The sequence below is a fragment of the Herbiconiux sp. FW305-C-125 genome (assembly GCF_058783455.1).
Window position 1 is genome coordinate 69673 of record NZ_JBYSYO010000013.1, and the last position, 19252, is coordinate 88924.

General features: G+C 69.4%; 21 protein-coding genes. 9 read left to right on the forward strand and 12 right to left on the reverse strand.

What is annotated here, in order from left to right:
• Positions 1-426 precede the first annotated feature (426 nt).
• Positions 427-711, reverse strand: a complete 285-nt coding sequence (locus AC3WLB_RS21930) for a hypothetical protein (RefSeq protein ID WP_492509699.1) — start codon at positions 709-711, stop codon at positions 427-429.
• 148 nt (positions 712-859) lie between these two features.
• On the opposite strand from AC3WLB_RS21930, the gene AC3WLB_RS21935 reads away from it, so the two are divergent.
• Positions 860-2005, forward strand: coding sequence for an NAD(P)-binding domain-containing protein (locus AC3WLB_RS21935; RefSeq protein ID WP_492509788.1), 1146 nt, complete (start codon positions 860-862; stop codon positions 2003-2005).
• Here the strand turns inward: AC3WLB_RS21935 and AC3WLB_RS21940 are convergent.
• Genes AC3WLB_RS21940 through AC3WLB_RS21950 form a run of 3 tightly spaced genes read right to left on the reverse strand, consistent with a single transcriptional unit; the run spans position 1917 to position 5396 of the window.
• Positions 1917-3719 carry a glycoside hydrolase family 15 protein gene (locus tag AC3WLB_RS21940; protein ID WP_492509701.1) on the reverse strand — a complete coding sequence of 601 codons (1803 nt, stop codon included), beginning with the start codon at positions 3717-3719 and terminating at the stop codon, positions 1917-1919. The two genes, AC3WLB_RS21935 and AC3WLB_RS21940, sit on opposite strands and share 89 nt — an antisense overlap.
• On the reverse strand, positions 3706-4506 hold the full coding sequence (locus AC3WLB_RS21945) for an SDR family NAD(P)-dependent oxidoreductase (protein WP_492509703.1): 801 nt from the start codon (positions 4504-4506) through the stop codon (positions 3706-3708). The genes AC3WLB_RS21940 and AC3WLB_RS21945 overlap by 14 nt, the downstream gene beginning before the upstream one ends.
• A complete protein-coding gene (locus tag AC3WLB_RS21950) occupies positions 4506-5396 on the reverse strand; it encodes an SDR family oxidoreductase (RefSeq protein WP_492509705.1) in 891 nt (296 codons plus the stop codon). Before AC3WLB_RS21950 ends, AC3WLB_RS21945 begins: the two co-directional genes overlap by 1 nt.
• 129 nt (positions 5397-5525) lie before the next feature.
• On the opposite strand from AC3WLB_RS21950, the gene AC3WLB_RS21955 reads away from it, so the two are divergent.
• Positions 5526-6077: a Dps family protein gene (locus AC3WLB_RS21955; RefSeq protein ID WP_492509707.1), complete on the forward strand. Its 552-nt coding sequence runs from the start codon at positions 5526-5528 to the stop codon at positions 6075-6077.
• A gap of 14 nt (positions 6078-6091) precedes the next feature.
• On the forward strand, positions 6092-6343 hold the full coding sequence (locus tag AC3WLB_RS21960; protein WP_492509709.1) for a hypothetical protein: 252 nt from the start codon (positions 6092-6094) through the stop codon (positions 6341-6343).
• 15 nt (positions 6344-6358) lie between these two features.
• Here the strand turns inward: AC3WLB_RS21960 and AC3WLB_RS21965 are convergent, their stop codons facing one another.
• The 4 genes from AC3WLB_RS21965 to AC3WLB_RS21980 all read right to left on the reverse strand — a co-directional run bounded on the left by AC3WLB_RS21965 (position 6359) and on the right by AC3WLB_RS21980 (position 8585).
• The gene (locus AC3WLB_RS21965; protein WP_492509711.1) at positions 6359-7090 is read right to left on the reverse strand and encodes a DUF72 domain-containing protein; all 732 of its coding nucleotides are present in this window, start codon (positions 7088-7090) and stop codon (positions 6359-6361) included.
• Positions 7087-7491, reverse strand: coding sequence for a hypothetical protein (locus tag AC3WLB_RS21970; RefSeq protein WP_492509713.1), 405 nt, complete (start codon positions 7489-7491; stop codon positions 7087-7089). Before AC3WLB_RS21970 ends, AC3WLB_RS21965 begins: the two co-directional genes overlap by 4 nt.
• A gap of 97 nt (positions 7492-7588) precedes the next feature.
• Complete coding sequence (locus AC3WLB_RS21975; protein ID WP_492509715.1) at positions 7589-8152, reverse strand: TetR/AcrR family transcriptional regulator; 564 nt, start codon at positions 8150-8152, stop codon at positions 7589-7591.
• Between the two features lie 4 nt (positions 8153-8156).
• On the reverse strand, positions 8157-8585 hold the full coding sequence (locus AC3WLB_RS21980) for a tautomerase family protein (RefSeq protein WP_492509717.1): 429 nt from the start codon (positions 8583-8585) through the stop codon (positions 8157-8159).
• Positions 8586-8693: 108 nt separating this feature from the next.
• Between AC3WLB_RS21980 and AC3WLB_RS21985 the strand changes: the two genes are divergently transcribed.
• Positions 8694-8873: a hypothetical protein gene (locus tag AC3WLB_RS21985; protein WP_022898881.1), complete on the forward strand. Its 180-nt coding sequence runs from the start codon at positions 8694-8696 to the stop codon at positions 8871-8873.
• Between the two features lie 52 nt (positions 8874-8925).
• On the opposite strand, the gene AC3WLB_RS21990 is transcribed toward AC3WLB_RS21985, so the two are convergent.
• The 4 genes from AC3WLB_RS21990 to AC3WLB_RS22005 form a co-directional block, all read right to left on the reverse strand.
• On the reverse strand, positions 8926-10245 hold the full coding sequence (locus AC3WLB_RS21990; RefSeq protein WP_492509719.1) for an alpha-amylase family glycosyl hydrolase: 1320 nt from the start codon (positions 10243-10245) through the stop codon (positions 8926-8928).
• A gap of 41 nt (positions 10246-10286) precedes the next feature.
• On the reverse strand, positions 10287-10682 hold the full coding sequence (locus AC3WLB_RS21995) for a hypothetical protein (RefSeq protein ID WP_022895549.1): 396 nt from the start codon (positions 10680-10682) through the stop codon (positions 10287-10289).
• Positions 10683-10693: 11 nt separating this feature from the next.
• Positions 10694-11362 (reverse strand): nucleotidyltransferase domain-containing protein, encoded by a 669-nt coding sequence (locus tag AC3WLB_RS22000; RefSeq protein WP_492509721.1) that lies wholly within the window; start codon positions 11360-11362, stop codon positions 10694-10696.
• Between the two features lie 86 nt (positions 11363-11448).
• Positions 11449-12891 (reverse strand): MFS transporter, encoded by a 1443-nt coding sequence (locus AC3WLB_RS22005; RefSeq protein ID WP_492509790.1) that lies wholly within the window; start codon positions 12889-12891, stop codon positions 11449-11451.
• A 231-nt stretch (positions 12892-13122) separates the two neighbouring features.
• On the opposite strand from AC3WLB_RS22005, the gene AC3WLB_RS22010 reads away from it, so the two are divergent.
• The 5 genes from AC3WLB_RS22010 (at position 13123) to AC3WLB_RS22030 (ending at position 19251) form a co-directional block, all read left to right on the forward strand.
• Positions 13123-14145, forward strand: coding sequence for an alpha/beta hydrolase (locus AC3WLB_RS22010; RefSeq protein ID WP_492509723.1), 1023 nt, complete (start codon positions 13123-13125; stop codon positions 14143-14145).
• 65 nt (positions 14146-14210) lie between these two features.
• Complete coding sequence (locus tag AC3WLB_RS22015; RefSeq protein WP_492509725.1) at positions 14211-15980, forward strand: sulfatase family protein; 1770 nt, start codon at positions 14211-14213, stop codon at positions 15978-15980.
• Between the two features lie 191 nt (positions 15981-16171).
• The gene (locus AC3WLB_RS22020; protein WP_492509727.1) at positions 16172-17467 is read left to right on the forward strand and encodes an extracellular solute-binding protein; all 1296 of its coding nucleotides are present in this window, start codon (positions 16172-16174) and stop codon (positions 17465-17467) included.
• Positions 17468-17470: 3 nt separating this feature from the next.
• A complete protein-coding gene (locus AC3WLB_RS22025) occupies positions 17471-18406 on the forward strand; it encodes a carbohydrate ABC transporter permease (protein WP_492509729.1) in 936 nt (311 codons plus the stop codon).
• On the forward strand, positions 18403-19251 hold the full coding sequence (locus AC3WLB_RS22030; RefSeq protein ID WP_492509731.1) for a carbohydrate ABC transporter permease: 849 nt from the start codon (positions 18403-18405) through the stop codon (positions 19249-19251). Before AC3WLB_RS22025 ends, AC3WLB_RS22030 begins: the two co-directional genes overlap by 4 nt.
• The last annotated feature ends 1 nt before the right edge of the window (position 19252 follow it).

Sequence of the window (19252 nt, forward strand, 5' to 3'; positions counted from 1 at the left end):
TGCGTGCGCCACACTTGCACCCCACGATTGATGGAAGACCGATCGTGATTATCAATGCCGTGGCGCCGACAATGGCGCGGACGCCTCGCGCATTTCGCTGAATGGACATTCGGCAGACCATCTGTCTCCTAGCTGAACAGTTCTTATTAATGAGTGTTACTCATAAATTAGATCAATATCGTGCTGGATGCAAGAGAGGTTTGATGCCGTGCTAATCGACGGTGAAGGGCCGTGAAGGCAGCCCGCAACGTTTTCCGACAGGATCGTCGGAGCGCGCCGACACCACCAGGTGAGCTGCCAGATCCAGCGAGAACACCCCTAAAGCTCGAACGCTCTAGCCGACTCTGGGCCATGGTGTGGCTTGGAGGTCGCCGGGACGGCTGAGGGCCCGCCGAGCGTGCTCGACGGGCCCTCGGTGAGGTGCGATCAGTAGGTCGTCATGTTGCTGACAGCAGCTGCGGTGCTGATGCCGACGATGATCGAGATGATGATGCCGAGCACGAGGAGCACCGCGCCGACGATGATGCCGGCGAGTGCCGGAGTGTTCTTGTAACCGGCCTTGCGCGACTGGCTGAGCGCGACGGCCGAGATGATGAGGCCGATGAGGTTGAAGAAGATCGCCAGGATCAGGCCGACGATCCCGAGGGTCTTGCCCGGAAAGTCCTGCCCGGCCGGGGCGGCCTGCGGGGTGTTTGCGGGTGATGCGGTCATGGTGATTCCCTCCAAGGTTGAGTGTTCCGACATGAATGTAGCGGGATTCGTCGCATTCGGCACCCCCTGAAGCGGGGTGTTACGGGAACAAGAACCGCCGGGCGGTGTTGCACTCGGTGTGGATGACGAGGTGAAGCGGTTCGCCACGATGGTGGTCGTGGGAGCCGGGCAGGCGGGCCTGTCGGCGGCCTACCACCTGCAGCGACGCGGTTTCGTGAGCGCGCTCGAGCATCCGGATGCAGACCGGAGCTTCGTCGTGTTCGACGCGTCCCCGGCACCCGGCGGGGCGTGGCAGCACCGCTGGGAGTCGCTGCGGATGGCCACCGTGAACGGCATCTTCGACCTGCCGGGCCTTGCGAAACCGCCGATCGACGACACCGAGCCCAGCCGCACCGCGGTCCCGCGCTACTTCGCCGACTACGAGCGGCGATTCGCGTTTCCGCTGCTGCGCCCCGTCGAGGTCGCCGCGGTCGAGCGCGTCGACGACGACCCCGACGGGCTGCTCGCCGTGACGACGAGCGCGGGCCGCTGGCTCACGCGGTCCGTGATCAACGCCACCGGCACCTGGACCAACCCGACCCTCCCCACCTACCCCGGCCAGGAGACGTTCCTCGGCCGGCAGCTGCACACCCGCGACTACCAGGGGCCCGACGAGTTCGTGGGGCACCGTGTCGCGGTGGTGGGCGGCGGCATCTCGGCGGTGCAACAGCTCGAGGAGATCTCCCGGGTCGCCCCCACCGCCTGGTACACCCGCCGCGAACCCGTCTTCCTCGCCGGCGAGTTCGACCACGAGACGATCGGGCGGGACACCATCGCGCGCGTCACCGCGGATGTCGAGGCCGGCCACCGCACCGGCAGCGTGGTGTCGTACACCGGGCTGGCCTGGACTCCGTACGCGCTCGCGGCCCGCGACCGCGGCGTGCTGGAGCGCCGCCCGATGTTCACCGCCATCGAGCCGCACGGCGTGCGCGAGGCCGACGGCAGCTTCACTTCCGTCGACGTCATCCTCTGGGCCACCGGCTTCCGGGCGGCCCTCGCGCACCTCGAACCCTTGCACCTCGTGAACGCCGAAGGCGGGATCGCGCTCCGCGGCACGCGGGTGGCGGCCGACCACCGCATCCACCTCATCGGCTTCGGCCCGTCGCAGTCGACCGTCGGCGCGAACCGGGCCGGACGCGACGCGGTGGCCGAGATCGTGCGCGACCTCAGCGCGCCGAGCGGATCGCGTGCGCCGCGTTCACCAGGGCCAGGTGACTCAGCGCCTGCGGCAGATTCCCCAGGAACTCCCCGCTGACCGGATCGATCATCTCGGCGAACAACCCGACGTCGTTGGCCGAGTCGACGAGTTCGGTCATCCGTTCCGTCGCCTCGTCGACGTGGCCGAGCTCGGCGAGCGCCTGCACGAACCAGAAGCTGCAGGCCACGAACGACCCCTCCTCCCGCTCGGCGCCGCTGTAGCGGTAGACGTGCGGGCCCACCGCGAGTTCCGAGCGGATGCGGTCGACCGTGGCGCGCATCCGTTCCTCCGGCCCGAACGGGCTGCCGGCGTGCAGGAGGATCGACGCGTCGAGCGCGTCGGCCCCGGGGTAGGCGACGTAGGCGTTGCGTCGGCGCGACCAGCCGTGCTTGCCGATCCACTTCTCGAGCAGCCGCAGGTTGCGCTGCCAACGTTCGAGGTCGTCGGCGCCCGGATGCAGTTCGCCGAGTTCGGCGAGCCGGCAGGCATCCTGGAGGGCCCGCCAGCAGCCGATCTTGCTCGTCACGTAGTGCCGGCGGCGGGGCAGCTCCCACATGCCAGAGTCTTTCTTCGGCCACATCCGGCAGGCACTGTTGGCGAAACCGACGAGGAGTTCGGCCGACGCCCCGTCGAGGATGTTGCCGGCCTCGACGTACTGCCGCATGATGCCGAGCACGTCGGCGTAGACCCCCAGCTGCAGCTGGCCGGCGGCCTGGTTGCCGACGACCACCGGGCCGATGCCCCGCCAGCCCTCGGCGGCGGTGGTGCGCACCCCGCCCGGCGTCGCGCCGTTCAGGGTGAAGAGGATGCCGAGCTCGTCGCCGTGCCGCTTCAGGGTCTGCAGCACCCAGGAGACGGCGGCATGGGTCTCCTCCCGCAGCCCGAAATGGGTGAGCGCGCCGACCGCGTAGGAGAGGTCGCGCACCCAGGCGTAGCGGTAGTCGTAGTTCTTGCCGCCCGCCGGCGCCTCGGGGAGACCGGTGGTCGCGGCCGCGGCGATGGCGCCGGTCGGCGAGTGGATGAGCAGCTTGAGCGCGAGCGCGCTGCGCTGCACGGCCTCGGCGAATGGGCCCTCGTAGTCGAACACCGCCGACCAGTGCGCCCAGTTGTCGATGGTGCGGTCGATGCCCTGGTCGACGATGTGCGGATCGGGCAGGTGGATGGGCTCGTCGTCGGTCGCGCAGAGCGCCAGCAGGTGCCGGGAGCTGGGCGTGGTCGTGAACGCCCCCTCGAAACGCTGCGAGCCCGCGGCGTCGCTGCGGCCGTGGCCGAAGCCGACGAGCACCAGGTCGACCGTGCCGATGCGCAGCAGTGGGCTGTGCACCGTTTCGATGCGCCGCACCGGCCGGTCGCCGCGGTGGCGCCGCGGCGCTGCGCCGAGGACGTCGCCCGGCACGACCGCCCAGCGGAACGTCATCGAGCCGCGCACCCCGTCGATGCGTCGGGCGAGCTCCGCCCAGGGCAGGCGGCCGGCGACGCCGGTGACGAGCGCATCCGTCACCGTCGCCTCACCGGCCGCCGTGGTGAAGGTCGTGCGCAGCACGTTGGTGCCCGGCAGGTACTCGCGGCGCGAGCGGAACTCGCCCTCGGGCTGCAGCGCGAAGTACCCGCCGTTCCGCTCGTCGACGAGCGCCGCGAACACGGGCGGTGTGTCGAGCGCGGGCACCGGCAGCCAGTCGATGCGCCCGTCGAGCGCGACCGCGGCCACGGTGCGCCCGTCGCCGATGAACGCGTAGTCGCGGAGCGCCGCGTACCCGTCAGATCGTGGCAACGGACCCCGAATCGACGCGGTAGTTCGACCCGTTCACGAACGACGCGGCCTCGGAGCACAGGAAGGCCACGACGGCCGCCACCTCCTCGGGCTCGCCGCGCCGCTTCAGCTCCATGTAGGGGCGTTCCTCGTCGAGGAACGACTCGATCGCCTGCTTGGTCGTGACCCCGAGTTCGGCGCTGCGCTTCTGCATCATGGCATCGGTCATGGGCGTGTGGATGAAGGCGGGCGACACGGCGTTCACGAGCAGCCCCTCGAGGGCGTACGACCGCGACAGGCCCTTCGCGAGCGCGAGGATGCCCGCTTTCGCCACGCAGTACGGCAGCTCGTCGTCGTAGGGCTGCACGGCGTCCTCCGACGCGAGGTAGACCAACCGGCCCCAACCGCCCTTGCGCAGGTCGGGCAGGAACTCGCGGGTGAGCCGCACCGGGCCCACGAGGTCGGTCTGCAGGGTGGTCAGCCAGCCCTCGTCGGTGATCTCGTCGAAGCGGCCCTGCGCACCGGTGACACCGGCCGCCTGCACCAGGATGTCGATCTCGCCCACCGCATCCGCCACACTCGCGTGCAGCGCGGCGAGCGAGTCGACGCTCGTGATGTCGGCGGCGAAGGCGAACAGCCGACCCTTCGGTGCCTTCAGCTTGGCAGCCGCCTCGTCGAGCTCTTTCTGCTGCAGGTCGGTGATGACGACCGTCGCGCCCTCCTCGAGCAGCAGCCGCGCGGTGTGCCAGCCGATGCCCGAATCGCCGCCGGTGACGAGCGCGGTCTTGCCCGCGATTCCGAGGTCCATCAGTGGGCGGGGGTTCCGCCGGTGACCGCGATGGTCTCGCCCACGATGAAACTGGCCTCCTGCGAGGCGAGCAGCACGAAGGGCGGCGCGAGTTCGGCGGGCTGACCGGGGCGGCCGAGCGGGGTGTCCTCACCGAACGACTCGATCTTCTCGTTCGGCACGAACGCGGGCTGCAGCGGGGTCCACACCGGCCCGGGTGCCACCCCGTTCACGCGGATGCCGCGCTCGGCCAGCTGCTGGCCCATCGCCCTGGTCCAGTTCGCGATGCCCGCCTTCGACACGGCGTACTCGGCGAGCGAGGGCGAGGGCACGAAGCCCTGGATGCTCGAGCACGTGATGATGGCGGCCCCGGGCTCGAGGTGCGGCGAGGCCGCCTTGGTGAGCCAGAACAGGGGGTAGATGTTGGTCTTCAGCACGTGGTCGAGGGTGTGGGTCTCGAAGTCGTCGATCGAGTCGACGGTGGGCATGGTGCCGGCGATGATGGCGAGGATGTCAACGCCGCCGAACGCCTCGACCGTCGCCTCGACGAGCGCGGCGTTGGTGGCCTCGTCCTGCAGGTCGCCGGGGAAGAGCAACGCCTTCCGGCCGGCGGCCTCGACCAGCGCGGCGACCTCTTCGGCCTGAGTCTGCTCCTCGGGCAGGTAGGAGAGCGCGACATCCGCCCCCTCGCGGGCGTAGGCGATGGCGACCGCGCGCCCGATGCCCGAGTCGGCGCCTGTGACGATGGCCTTGCGGCCCGGCAGGCGGCTGTTGCCGACGTAGCTCTCCTCGCCGTGATCGGGCCGCGGGGTCATCTCGTGGATGTCGCCGGGGCCGCTCTGCTGCTGGGGCGGGAACGGCGGGGCCGGGTACTGGGTGGTGGGGTCCTGGGGTGTGTACATGGTCGACATGCGGCTCACCGTATGCCGCATCCGGATACCTGGCACCCCCCTGGCGAACAGCGGCAAGAGGCGTAGCGTCGATGGCGTCTCTTCCGACAGACCGATCACAACCGATCAAGGCACACAGAAAGTCAGACGATGACCACAACGATGGAGAACCCCAAGACCACCACGACCGCTCCGGCCGATGCGGGCGCCCGCACCACTCGCCGGCAGAACGCCGAGCGCGGATTCAAGGCTTCCAAAGAGCTCACCGACAACCTGCAGAAGGTGCTGGTCGACCTGATCGAGTTGCACCTGCAGGGCAAGCAGGCGCACTGGAACGTGGTGGGCAAGAACTTCCGTGACCTGCACCTGCAGCTCGACGAGATCATCGACGCCGCGCGCGAGTTCAGCGACGTCGTCGCCGAGCGCCTCCGCGCGCTGCACGCGGTGCCCGACGGCCGCAGCGACACCGTCGCCGCGACCACGACGCTGCCCGAGTACCCGAACGGCGAGGTCGACACGGCCGAGACCGTCGACCTCATCACGGAGCGCCTGGAAGCCGCGGTCGGCACCATGCGCGACGTGCACGACGACGTCGACGAGGCCGACCCGACGAGCGCCGACATCCTGCACGGCATCATCGAGCGGCTCGAGCAGTACGCCTGGATGGTCAGCGCCGAGAACCGCAAGCCGGCGAAGCGCTGAGCGGGGCGGCGATCATGGCGGTGCAGAGCGGTAACGACGACGAGACCGTGCAGAAGGACATGTCCTACAGCCCGGCGAGCGGCCGGGAGACCGAGCGGGCCCAAGCGGCGCCGCGCGACTCCGCCCACTTCGACGACCCCGACATCGACGCCTCGGCCGTGAAGTCGGTGCCGGGTGAGGGCGGCCCCGACGACGCGGGCGACGTCGACGTCGATGACGAGGCCATCCGCGAGCTGATCGCCCGCCGGCAGCCTGGCGAGGTCTGATCGACCGGGCGGCGCTCACTCGGCGGCGAGGAGCCGCTGAAGGGTGTCGGCGTTCCGCACCGCGTTGCCGCCGCCGTCGTTGTTGAAGTACAGGTACACCTCGCGCCCCGCCCGCTCCCACTCCCGGCACCGATCGGCCCACCAGCCGAGATCGGTGTCGGAGTAGGAGCCGGCGTAGAGATACCCGTGGTCGGGCCCGTGCAGGCGCACGTACACGATGTCGCTGGTGGCGCGCAGGATGCACGGCAGCCCCGCCCCGCTCATCACGCAGTAGGCGGCGCCATGCCGTTCGAGCAGCCCGAAGACCTCCTCGACCTGCCAGCTGGGATGCCGGAACTCGACCGCCACGCGAAGCCAGCGGGGCAGGGCCGAGAGGAAGTAGTCCAGGCGTGCGTCGTCCCGCTCCGAGGTGGGCGGCAGCTGCACGAGCAGCACGCCCCGCTTGTCGCCGAGCTCGTGCCAGCCGCGGGCGATGCGCCGGGCCCACGCCTCGGGGGCGTAGAGCCGCTTGGCGTGGGTGAGTCCGCGCGGAGCTTTCACCGACATCCGGAACCCGTCGGGCAGCCGACGGCGCCACGCCGCGAAGCTCGCGTCGCGCGGCCAGCGGTAGTGGCTGGCGTTCAGTTCGACGGTGCCGAAGCGGCCGAGGTAGTGGCCGAGCCTGTCCCAGGGTGGCGTGCCGTGCGGGTAGAGCACGCCGTTCCAGTGCTCGTAGCTCCAGCCCGAGGTGCCGACGTGGATGCTCACAGGCGGTAGTAGTCGCCCACCAGGGCGACGATGCAGCACGCCGGCGCGAGCACGAGCAGCACCAGGCCCACCCGGAGCAGCCAGGAGATGCGGATGCACGCGCGGCGCGCATCCGTGCCGCCGGGCGCGGCCGCCGCAGCGAAGGTCACGACCATCAGGCCGCCGAGCAGACCACCGGCCCAGAACAGGCGCTCCCAGCGGTCGATCAGCACCCCGGCGAACCAGCCCGACACGATGATGGCGCCGCAGGCGATCGCCATGGTGAGCGCTCCGGTGAGCAGCAGCACGGCTGCGTGCCGCTCGAGTTCGGCGCGCCGCTGCCGGTCGTACTCGGCGTTCCGGAGCACCTCATCGGCCGGCACGGACGGCCGGGCCGTGTTCGCCGTGCTGTCGCCGCGCATCCGCTCGCCCTTCCGTCGTTCCCCGCGCCCCACCGTACGGCGGATCGGGACACCGGGCAGGGGCTCGACAGCACGCCCGTGGTGCGGTAGCGGTGGCTCAGGCGGGCGCGGATGCGCGGCGCACGTCGGCCACGAGCCGCGCCGCCACGAGCTCGAACGGTTCGATCGAGCGTTCGGCGCGGCTCAGCACCACGGCGCCCTCCGAGCCGGCGATGATCGCGGCCGCAAGCCCTGGGGCTTCGGCGTGGGGCACGCCGCCGACCGCCAGCAGCTCGGCCAGGAGCACCCGCCAGCTGCGGAACACGGCCGCGGTCGCGGCGCCGAGGTCGGCCGAGTCGGTGGCGACCGTCACCGCCACGACCGAGCAGCCGATGCGGAAATCGGCGCGCACGAGCAGCGTGCGCCACATCTCGAAGAAGTACTCCGCGACCTCGACGGCGCTCCGCCCCCGCGTCGACTCGAGCAGGGCCAGGGCCCGGCCGCCGGCGAGCTCGAGCGCCTCGCCGACCAGCTGCTCCTTGCCGTCGGGGAAGTGGTGGTAGATCGAGCCGCGCGGGGCGCCGGTGAGGGCGAGCACCTCTGAGAACGAGGTCTCCTGCAGTCCGCGTTCGGCGAGCAGCCGGGCGGCGCCCTCGATCATCTTGTTGCGCGCATCCGTCACCGGTTCAGTCTTGCAGAGCGGCGATCTCGGCCCGGGCCGCCTGCACGAGCTCGTCGTTGGTGTGGGCACGGCCGGCCAGACCCCAGCCGCCTGGGACGGCTTCGGTGAGCAGCACCCAGGTGCGCTCGGCGAGCGCCTCGTCCCCCGCGGCGTCGGCGACGATGCGGGTGAACTGCTCCACCACGGCGAGCTGCCGCTCGCGGTTCAGCGCACCGGCGTTCGTGAGCACCTGAACCCGCACGTAGTCGCTGTCGCCCTCGACGTTCGACAGGTCGCCGGCCGGCAGCTCGTGCACGAACGCGGCCGTGTTCTTGCGGAACAGCGGAATGTCGGGCACCTGCTCGATGCCCTTCAGCGTCGTGGCGAGGAGGGCGGCGAGGCCGTGCTTGTCGGCGAAGGTTCCGGTGGTGGCGTAGACGTCGATCATGGGCATGGCGGTCTCCTCGGCTGGTGTGCGGGCGGCGTGTCCGCTGGCTCGATCATGCATTATGACGATCGTCATAGTCAAGCTCACCACGTCGATGGGGAGTTGGATGGAGCCATGGACAGCGACGACGAGCGCAAGCGCACCGAGCAACTCACCACCGCCCCGAAGTCGGGGCCTGAGGATGCCGCACCGCGCATCGAGGTCTCCGAGACCGCCGAGGGCACGAAGCGGATCGACGTGCGCGACGACGCCGCCTTCCGGCCGGGTCGGGGCGCCGACGCGGACGCCGGCTAGTACCGCCCGAACCCGACCGCCCACGGGGCGGCACGAATGAAGTCGTAGGCCGTCAGGCAGCCCAGACGGCGTGACCGCGCGGGCCGAGCGTGGCCCGGCCGCCCTGCAGCTCGGCCTCGCCCGCGAGCAGCTCCCGCGCGTCGGCGACGGGCAGGGTGACCGCGTCGTCGCCGAGGTTGAGCGCCACCACCACCGCGCCACTGCCCGTGCCGGTGCGCAGCACGAGCGCCGTGTTGGCGACGTGCAGCACGTCGGTGTGCGCCCGCCACAGCCACGGCCGCTGCCGTCGCGCCGCGATGAGGGTGCGGTGGGCGTCGAGGATGCGCCGCGCATCCGCCGACAGCGTCTCGACGGCGGGCGGCGCCGACGGGAACTCGGGGCGCACGGCGTCGTCGCCACCGAGGCGCTGCTCCTTGACGCCGGTGTAACCGTACTCGTCGCCCGCGTAGACCGAGGGGACGCCGGCCACCGCGAACAGCACCGCGAGGGTGTGCGGCACGAACTCGGCGCCGACCGCCGAGGCGATGCGGGTGACGTCGTGGTTGCCGACGAACGTCTGCGGCACGAATGCGGCGAGCAGCTCGTCGTGCCGCTCGATGGCGTGCTTCAGCTCGAACAGGTTGCGGTCGGCGATGGCGTGCCAGGTGCCCTGCCAGAGCTCGTACTGGGTGAGCGAGTCGATGGTCGACTCCCGCACGATGGCGGTCGCGTCGCCGTGGATGACCTCGCCGAGCATCCAGGCCTCCGGATGCGCCTCCCGCACCCGCGGCAGCACCCGCGCCCAGAACGCGGGCGGCACCGCGTAGGCGGCGTCGAGGCGCCAGCCGTCGATGCCGCGGTCGAGCCAGTGGGTCATGACGTCGACCACGAGATCGTCGACCGCCGGCGAGGAGTGGTCGAGCGCCACGAGTTCGCGGTGCCCTTCGAACACGTCGGCGTCGACCTCCCGGCCCGGCGCCCAGTCGTCCCAGCGCACCCGGAAGAGCTGCGCGGTCTCCGCGCCCGGCCCCTCCCGCTCGAGCCGCTGGAACGCCGGATGCCCGCGCCCCACGTGGTTGAACACGCCGTCGAGCAGCACCCGGATGCCGCGCTCGTGTGCCGCGCCCACGAGCCGGTCGAAGTCGCCGTCGTCACCGAGCCGCGGGTCGATGCGGAAGTGGTCGACCGTGTCGTAGCCGTGGGTCTCGGACGCGAACACCGGGCCGAGCAGCAGCCCGTTCAGGCCCAGCTCGACGAGGTGGTCGAGCCACCCCTCGATGCGCCCGAGCCGGTGCACCACGTCCGTCTCCGCCTGCTCGGGCCGGATCGGCGCCCCCACGAAGCCGAGCGGATATACCTGCCACCACATCACGCTCTCGACCCAGTCGCTCACCACCCCAGTCAACCCCACCGCACCGCGCCGCGGCGCTCGCATCACCGCAGGGTCGGACGCTTGTCGACCGCTGCAACCAGGTCGGTGGCGTACCCGAGCATCTGCACCGCCGTCGCCCGCGTGCAGAATCCGCCGTATTGGAGCTGGGTCTTGTCCGCGAGAAGCCGGCCGAGCTTCTTAGCCAGTGCGGGCCCATCCGGAAGAACCGTTGCGAGCAGATCCACCGCCTCCTTGTGACCCTGACCGCTCGATCGCTCGCCGATTGCATGGCCGCAGATCGCGTCGGCCGCGGCGATGCCACCGAGGATCGCGTTCGATGCCGCCACCTGAGCTCCCTCTGATGGCTGCGTGACGGCAGGGTCCGGCAGCGCGAGCCCCGCGAGCTCGACGTGCAGCCGAGCCGTCGCCGCTCGCTCACGGCAGTCGCTGAGGCTCATCCGCGTGGTTCTCATGCGCGCGTCGACCGGTCGCGTCGGCCGGTCAGTTTTCGGATCAGGTCACCGAGGTCGGGGCCGGACACTGTCATCGATTCGGTCAGCCATGAATCGACGATCGGGTCTCCACGATCGACCAGCTCGGCTAGACCTTCGGCGGAAATGGCGTACACGTTGCAGTCGTTGCCCGTCCAGAGCGGAACCCTGGCCTGCATTTCATCGACGAGTTCCTGATCGGCCGCGGTGATTCCGGGCGTCGGGAAGACCGCCACAACATCGACATCACTGTCGGGCCCAGTCGTCCCTCGCGCCACCGACCCATAGATCGCGATCGTTGCGGGCACCTCACGCCCCGGTTCGTCATGCGTTCTCGCCAGTCGCACCATCCGCTCGGCCAGCGCGGCGACCGGATGCTCGGCCGCGGCCATCGCCTGCTCGATGGCCGGCCAGAGGATGTGGTCGCGATTTGCCACATACATCGTCGAGGATCCTGCCCGGGTCGCGAGAACCGTGCCCTGGCGGAGCAGTCGGGCCAGCGCATTGCGGATGCCCGGCGCCGAAGCCGTTCCCGCCAGCTCCGCCACGCGCAGCCCGGAAAGCGGAGTCGTGGTGCGGGCGAGAACGCGGTAGACGTCGCCTTCGAGGCTCGGGATGATGGCCTTTACGCCCATCGACAGATCCATCGGCACCTCCCGACGGCAACAATAACACGCATAGTGAAACTATTGTTTCTCCATGGTAAGAATTGTTGCCGACGGGCGACCGCGGGTCAGGTGCGGGAGGCGCGCTCGCGGGTGGTGCGCTCCCCCTCCACCTTGACCTTGCCGGGCGAGACGGCCGAGAGCGGGCTCGTGATGGCCTCGAGCGGTTTGCGCTCGGCGTTGACACCGAAGATGAAGGCCACGATCCCGCCCGCGAGCATCAGCAGGCCCGCGCCGATGTAGCCGATGGTGATGGGCCCGCGATCCTCCCCGTCGCCGATCAGCGACGCGAACAGCAGCGGCGCCACCGATCCGGCGATCTGCCCGATCGAGAAGAAGTAGGAGATGACCTGCGACCGCATCTCGAGCGGGAACAGCTCGCTCACCGTGAGGTAGGCGCTCGACGCGCCCGCGCTGGCGAAGAAGAACGCGACGCACCAGAACACGGTCTGCGTGGTGGCGTTCAGCACGTCGGCCTGGAACAGGAAGCCCGAGATGGTGAGGATGATGCCCGCGAGCCCGTAGGTGGCGAGGATCATCTTGCGCCGCCCGATGGTGTCGAACAGGTGCCCGAGCACGAGCGGCCCGAGCAGGTTGCCGATGGCGAACGGGAAGAAGAAGTACTGCACCGCGTCGTTCTCGACCCCGTAGAAGTTCTGCAGCGCCAGCGCGTAGGTGAAGAAGATGGCGTTGTAGAGGAACGACTGCGTGATCATCATCGTCAGCCCCACCACCGTGCGGTTGGGGTAGTCGCGGATGAGCACGCTGGCGATCTTCTTGAACGGGATGCGGTCGAGTGGCTGCACCTCGATCGACTGGTCCTCGGGCACCGGGTCGAGCTTCTTGCCCGACTCCTTCTCCACCCGGGCCTCGATGTCGTCGACCGTCTTCTCGGCGACATCCTCTTTGCCGTGCGTCATCAGCCAGCGCGGGCTCTCCGGGATGTGCCGGCGCATGTAGATCATCACCAGACCGAGTACCGGGCCGATGAAGAACGCGAGCCGCCAGCCGATGTTCTCGGCGAAGTTGTCGGGGTTCAGGAAGAACAGGTTCGCCACCGAGCCGAGCGCGGCGCCGGCCCAGTAGGTGCCGTTGATGGCGATGTCGACCCGGCCGCGGTAGTGGCTCGGGATGAGCTCGTCGATGGCCGAATTGATGGCGGCGTACTCACCACCGATGCCGAGGCCGGCGATGAACCGCATCACGAACAGGAACTCCATGTTCGGCGAGAAGCCCGCCGCCGCCGAACCCACGAGGTAGATGGCGAGGGTGATGATGAACAGCTTCTTGCGGCCCCATTTGTCGGAGAGCCGGCCGAACACGAGTGCGCCGACGACCTGCCCGACGAGGTAGATGGTTCCGGCGAGCCCGACCTGGGCCGAGTCCATCTCGAGCGACTTCTGGAACCCGTTCGAGGCGATGATCTGGATCTCGAGTCCGTCGAGGATCCACGACACCCCGAGCCCGAACACGACCATCCAGTGGAACCTCGTCCACGGCAACCGGTCCATCCTTGCCGGGACCAGGCTCCGGACGCTCTTGGGCGAGGACGCCCCCTGCGCCGTATCGGTCTTGTCTGCCACGTCGCACCTCCATATCGCCGGTCGTTCGGTCGAGCGGAAGCGGGCGACGCCGGCGGCGCGATCGAACGTACGCCTTCGTCAACGATTTCGCACGCGCATCCGGCCCGCCTCCCCCTAGAGTCGGAACTGTCGTCGACGACACTTTCGGGGGAGGGTGGCATGGTTCGTCAGAGCCTGTTCGGGCAGCGGTGGCTGCGGTGGGTGCTCGCGGTGGTGGTGGTCGCGCTCGCCGTCGCGGTGGTGGTGCAGGCGACGCCCTGGCCGGCGGCGCTGCTCATCCGCAGCGTCTTCGCCAAGGGAGCCGCCGACACCGTCGCCGAGATGACACCGTACGTGCCGTCGACCGGTGTGGATGCGCTCGGCGACTTCGCGTATGCCGACGGCTCCCCCGACACCACCTTTGCCGCCTACTCGCCCACCGGCGGCGGCGACGCCTTGCCCACGGTGGTGTGGATTCACGGTGGCGCCTGGATCTCGGGGCAGGCGAGCAACGTCGAGCCGTACCTCCAGATCCTCGCCGCACGGGGCTACACCACGATCGCCCTGAACTACACCGTCGGCCCCGAGGCGACCTACCCCACGGCGGTGACCCAGCTCAACACGGCGCTCGGCTACATCGTCGATCACGCCGGCGAGCTGCGCGTCGACCCCGACCGCATCGTGCTCGCGGGCGATTCCGCCGGCGCTCAGCTGGCCAGTCAGCTCGGCGCACTGATCACCAACCCGCAGTACGCGGGGCTGCTCGGCATCACTCCCGCCCTCGCTCCCGAGAACGTGCGGGGCATGGTGCTCAACTGCGGCGTGTACGACCTGCAGCGGATGGCCGATCTCACCGGCATCGCATCCTGGGGTTTCAAGACCGCGCTCTGGGCCTACACCGGAACGAAGGACTGGTCGGCGACCTACGCCGGCTCGACCATGTCGACGATCGACTTCGTCACGAGCGATTTCCCGCCCACCTACATCAGCGGCGGCAACGGCGACGACCTCACCTGGCTGCAGTCGGTGCCGATGGCGCAGCGCCTGCAGTCGCTCGACGTTCCGGTGACGCCGGTGTTCTGGCCGCACGACCACGAGCCCGCGCTGCCGCACGAATACCAGTTCCATCTCGACTACGCGGATGCGCAGAGCGCACTGGAGGACACCGTCGCGTTCCTCGACGAGGTCACCTCGAATCCGTAATTACGCTACCATCGCCCTAAATTCCATCACCGGAGGGGCCCCGCGTCGTGAGAGCAGTCATGGTCATGTTCGACACGTTGAACCGGCGGTACCTGCCGGCCTACGGGGGAGCGGATGAGCTGCCGAACTTCTCCCGGCTGCAGGCCCGGTCGGTGACGTTCGACCGCTGTTACGCGGGTTCGATGCCGTGCATGCCGGCGCGGCGCGAGCTGCACACCGGGCGGTACAACTTCCTGCATCGCGCCTGGGGGCCGCTCGAGCCGTTCGACGACTCGGTCCCGGCCCTCCTCGGCGCGGCCGGGGTGTACACGCACCTAGTGACCGATCACAAGCACTACTGGGGCGACGGCGGAGCGACCTACCACGGCCGGTTCCGGTCGTACGAGTTCATCCGCGGGCAGGAGGGCGACACCTGGAAGGGGATCGTGCGCGACCCCGACCCGGTCGCGGGTTCGCGCGGCGGCACCCTCTGGCGGCACGATCAGATCAACCGCCGCTACACGGCCCGCGAAGAGGATCACCCGCAGACGCTCACCTTCGACGCCGGGCTCGAGTTCATCTCCGCGAACCACGGCGACGACCGCTGGTTCCTCCAGTTGGAGGGTTTCGACCCGCACGAGCCGTTCACGGCCGCCCCGCGCTTCCGCAGCAGCGATGCCGACGCGTCCGGCGCTTCCGGCACCGACCCGGCGAACGACTGGCCGAGCTACAAGCGCGTCTCCGACGACGACCCCTCGCTCGACTACACGAGTGCCTACCGCGCGCTGGTGCGGCAGTGCGACGATTCGCTCGGCCGCGTCCTCGACGCCTTCGACGAGTTCGGGCTCTGGGACGACACGATGCTCATCGTCTGCACCGACCACGGCCTGCTGCTCGGCGAGCACGAGTGGTGGGGCAAGATGGTGCAGCCCTGGTACGAGGAGAACATCCACGTGCCCCTGTTCGTCTGGGACCCCAGGCACGGCGGCGCCGGACAGCGCTTCGACGGCCTGGTGCAGACCATCGACCTCGGCCCCACCCTGCTCGAGTTCTTCGACGTGCCGCTCACGGCCGACATGCAAGGGCGGCCGATCGGTCCGATGCTCGGCGGGCGGGAATCGGCCCCGGCGCACGACGTCGCCCTGTTCGGCAACCACGGCGGCCACGTGAACGTCACCGACGGCCGCTACGTCTACATGCGCTCGTCGGCCACCCGCGAGAACCAGCCGCTCGCCGAGTACACGCTGATGCCCACCCGCCTGCAGGGGGCGTTCACCACCGCGGAGCTCGCGCGCGCCGAGCTCGTCGAACCACTGCCCTTCACCAAGGGAGCACCCGTGCTGCGCATCCCGGCCGTGTCGACCGGGAGCCCGTGGGTGTTCGGCACCTTGCTCTTCGATCTGCAGAACGATCCGCAGCAGCTCTCGCCGCTCGACGACGACGAGCTCGAACTGCGGATGCTCGGTCTCCTCGTCGAGGCGATGCGCGACACCGATGCCCCGGCCGAGCAGTTCACGCGCCTCGGCCTCCCGGTCGACGGCCCGGTCGGCCGCGAGCACCTGGCGGTGGCGCACCAGCGAACCCAACGCGAGGCCGGACTGCTCGCCGCCCCCAGCAGGGCGGGCTTCGCGCCCGATGACCCGGTCGTCGCGGACAGCGTGCGCTCCCTGCTCGACGATCCACGTACCAGCGGTCTTCTGCTCGCCGCCCTGCCGTTTCTGGTCAGTCCGTTCATCAGCTACCAAGCCGATCCCCTGCCACCGGTGGCCGCCGCGGCGCTCGGCCCGGCAGTGGGGCAGGCCGAGCTGGTGGAGCTCAACCGCGCCCTGCTCGCGGCCCGCGCATCCGCAATTTAGGGCGTTAATCCTGAAACCAGAGCGCGCCCCCGGGCCCGCGAACAGCGCTGGACCAAGTCCGCCCCGGATGGCCTTATTTTGCGCGCATGTTTCGAGAATGCTAAATCCCGATTTCCATGATTGTATTACGGGCGGTTCTCGCATAATGTTCCCACAACGTCACATTCCCGATTGAACGATGGAGAACCCGAATGGTCAGACTCTCAAGCCGATTGCCGATGCGGGTGGTCGGAATACTCGCCGTGGCATCGGCCGCGCTCGTGCTCACGGCGTGCGGGCGCGCCGACGCCCCGGCGAGTCCGGCGGCCACGGCGGCGGCAGCGATCGACGACAGCCCGGCGACCGGCACCATCGACATCTGGGCGCCGAGCGGCGACGCCAACTATCTCGACACGCTGCTGAACGGTTTCCGCTCCGACAACCCCGACGCGGAGATCACCGTCACCCTCATCCCGGTGAACGAGTACTCCCAGAAGATCCAGGCCGCCATCGCTTCCGACACCCTGCCCGACATCGCGCTGGTGAAGGCCGACGGCAGCCTCCTGAGCGGAACCTGGTCGCCGGTGCCGGACGGCCTGGTCGATGAGAGCGACTTCTTCCCCGGCACGCTGGCACTCGGCCAGATCGACGGCACGCAGTACCTGGTGCCCTGGTACAACAACGTGCGACTCATCGTGTACCGCGCCGACCTGGCGAAGGCGGGCGGCGTGCAGGCACCGGAGACCTGGCAGGACTGGGTGCCGTTCCTGGAGGGCCTCCGCGCCGGCGGCGCAGCACAGCCCTTCGGCAGCGACGTCTCCTGGGGCAGCGAGACCGGCCTGTTCCTTTCGACCCTCGGGCTGAGTGCGGGAGCCCAGCTGCTCTCCGACGACGGCACGGAGTGGCAGATGGACACGCCGGAGATGCACGCCGCCCTGGAGCAGTACCGCGACCTGTTCCAAGACGGGCTGACCTCCCCCGACGGTCCCGCCTTCCTCGACCAGGTGTCGACGTTCATCTCCGGCCAGGTCGGCTCCCTCGTCACCGGACCGTGGGTGCTGACCCAGCTCAAGCAGGCGGCCAGCGAGCAGTGGGTCGACGAGCACCTCGGGGTCTCCGTGCTGCCGGCCGGCCCGGGCGGAAGCATCGGGACGCTGGTCGGTGGCGGATGGACGGTCTCCGAGTCCTCCGACAACGCCGACTCCGCGTGGAAGGTCGTGCGCTACCTCGGCCAGGTCGACACCGAATTGGAGCAGTACGCCGGATTCGGCAGCCTTCCGCCGCGCACCTCCGCCTGGGAGAAGGGCGGGCTCACGAGCGACCCGTACCTCGAGCCGTTCTTCACCCAGATGGCCACGGCCGGCGCATCGCCGAGCGTCTCGACCTGGGACCAGATCACCAAGATGCTCGGTGGTCAGGCCGAGAAACTGATCCGAGGCGGAGCCTCCGTCGACGACGTGCTCGCCGAGGCCCAGTCGCAGGCGAACAGCATCGGCGTCGGACGGTAGTCGATGCTCCAGTCCCACCGACCCCTGCTGGGAGCGCCGGCCCGCCGGCGCTCCCAGCAGGGCGTGACGGGCCGGCAGAACTCCGCCGGCTGGATACTCAGCCTGCCGTTCATAGCGGTGTTCCTCATCTTCACGGCGGCCCCCATCCTCATCTCGCTCGTGGTCGGGTTCACCGACATGCGCTCGACCGATCTCCGCAACCCGTTCCAGGTGAGCTTCGTGGGGCTGGCGAACTTCGTCGAGTTGTTCGGCGATCAGCGGTTCCTCCGCTCCATCGCGAACACGGCGATCTACGTGGTGGTCGGGGTGCCGATCACCCTCGTCATCGGCTTCCTCCTCGCGGTCGCCCTGAACAGCGGCATCCCCAAGTTCCGACGCTTCTTCCGCGCCGCGTTCTACGTGCCCGTCGTCACGAACATCGTGGCCGTCGCCACCATCTGGCAGTACGCCTTCAACGCCCGGGGCCCGGTCAACTCGATGCTCGAACTCGTCGGCATCGCGGGTCCCAACTGGCTCGGCGATCCCTCGGTCGCGCTGGCCGTCATCCTCCTGCTCGGCATCTGGCTGAACTTCGGGACGGCGATGGTGCTGTACCTGGCCGGCCTCCAGGCCATCCCCGAGGATGTCTACGAAGCGGCCGCCCTCGACGGCGCCGGCCGGTGGCGCACCCTCGTCTCCATCACCTGGCCGATGTTGCGGCCCACGACACTGCTCGTGTCGGTGCTGCTGTGCATCTTCTTCCTGCAGGTGTTCGAGGTGCCCTACCTCCTCACCGACGGCGGACCGCTCGACTCGACGGTGACGCTCGGACTGTTCACCTTCGACCAGTTCGGGTTCGGCAACCTGGGCCTGGCCGCCGCGTCCTCCTACGTCATGGTGCTGATCGTCGCCGTCCTGAGCGTCGTGCAGTTCCGCCTCCTGAGAAACAAGGACCGATGAGCGCGACGACATCGACTCGAAAACTCGCCTCCGGCTTCCGCGTCGGGGCGCTCTACGCCGTCCTCTGCGTGGCTCTCGTGGTGGTGCTGGCGCCCTTCCTCTGGGTGCTCGCCGGCGCCTTCCGGAGCACGGGCGAGATTCTCGCCGATCCGGGCGCGTGGTTCCCGAGCAATCCGACGTTCGAGAACTTCTCGGCCCTGCTCGCCGACGGAAGCTTCCTCGGCTACGGACTGAACTCCGTCATCGTGGCCGCGGCCGTCGTGCTCGGCAACGTGGTGCTCGCCTCGATGGTGGGGTACGCCCTGGCCAAGCTGAACTTCTCCGGCAAGCGGATCGTGTTCGGCGCCATCCTGGCGTCGATGATGATCCCGTTCACCGCCATCTTCGTGCCGCAATTCGTGGTGGTCGCCAAACTCGGACTCATCGACACGCTGGCCGGCATCGCGTTGCCGATGCTCGTCCTGCCCCTCCAGGTCTTCATCATGCGGCAGTTCGCCGAGTCGATCCCGGACGAGTTGTTCGAGGCGGCGCGGCTGGACGGCGCCGGGGAGTTCCGCCTGTTCCACACCATCTTCCTGCCGCTGTCGCGCCCGGCGATCGCCACCCAGGCCCTGCTGGCCTTCCTCGCCTCCTGGAACGGCTTCCTCTGGCCGCTGATCGTCGCCCAGACCTCCGATCGCTACACCCTCCCGGTCGCCTTGTCGGCCATGAGCCAGGGCACCGAGACGGTGGACTACGGCATCCTGCTCGCCGGCTCGCTGCTCGTGCTGCTGCCCGTGCTGCTGTTGTTCCTCGCTTTGCAGAAATACTTCATCCAGGGCATTGCATCGGTCGGGCTGAAATGAT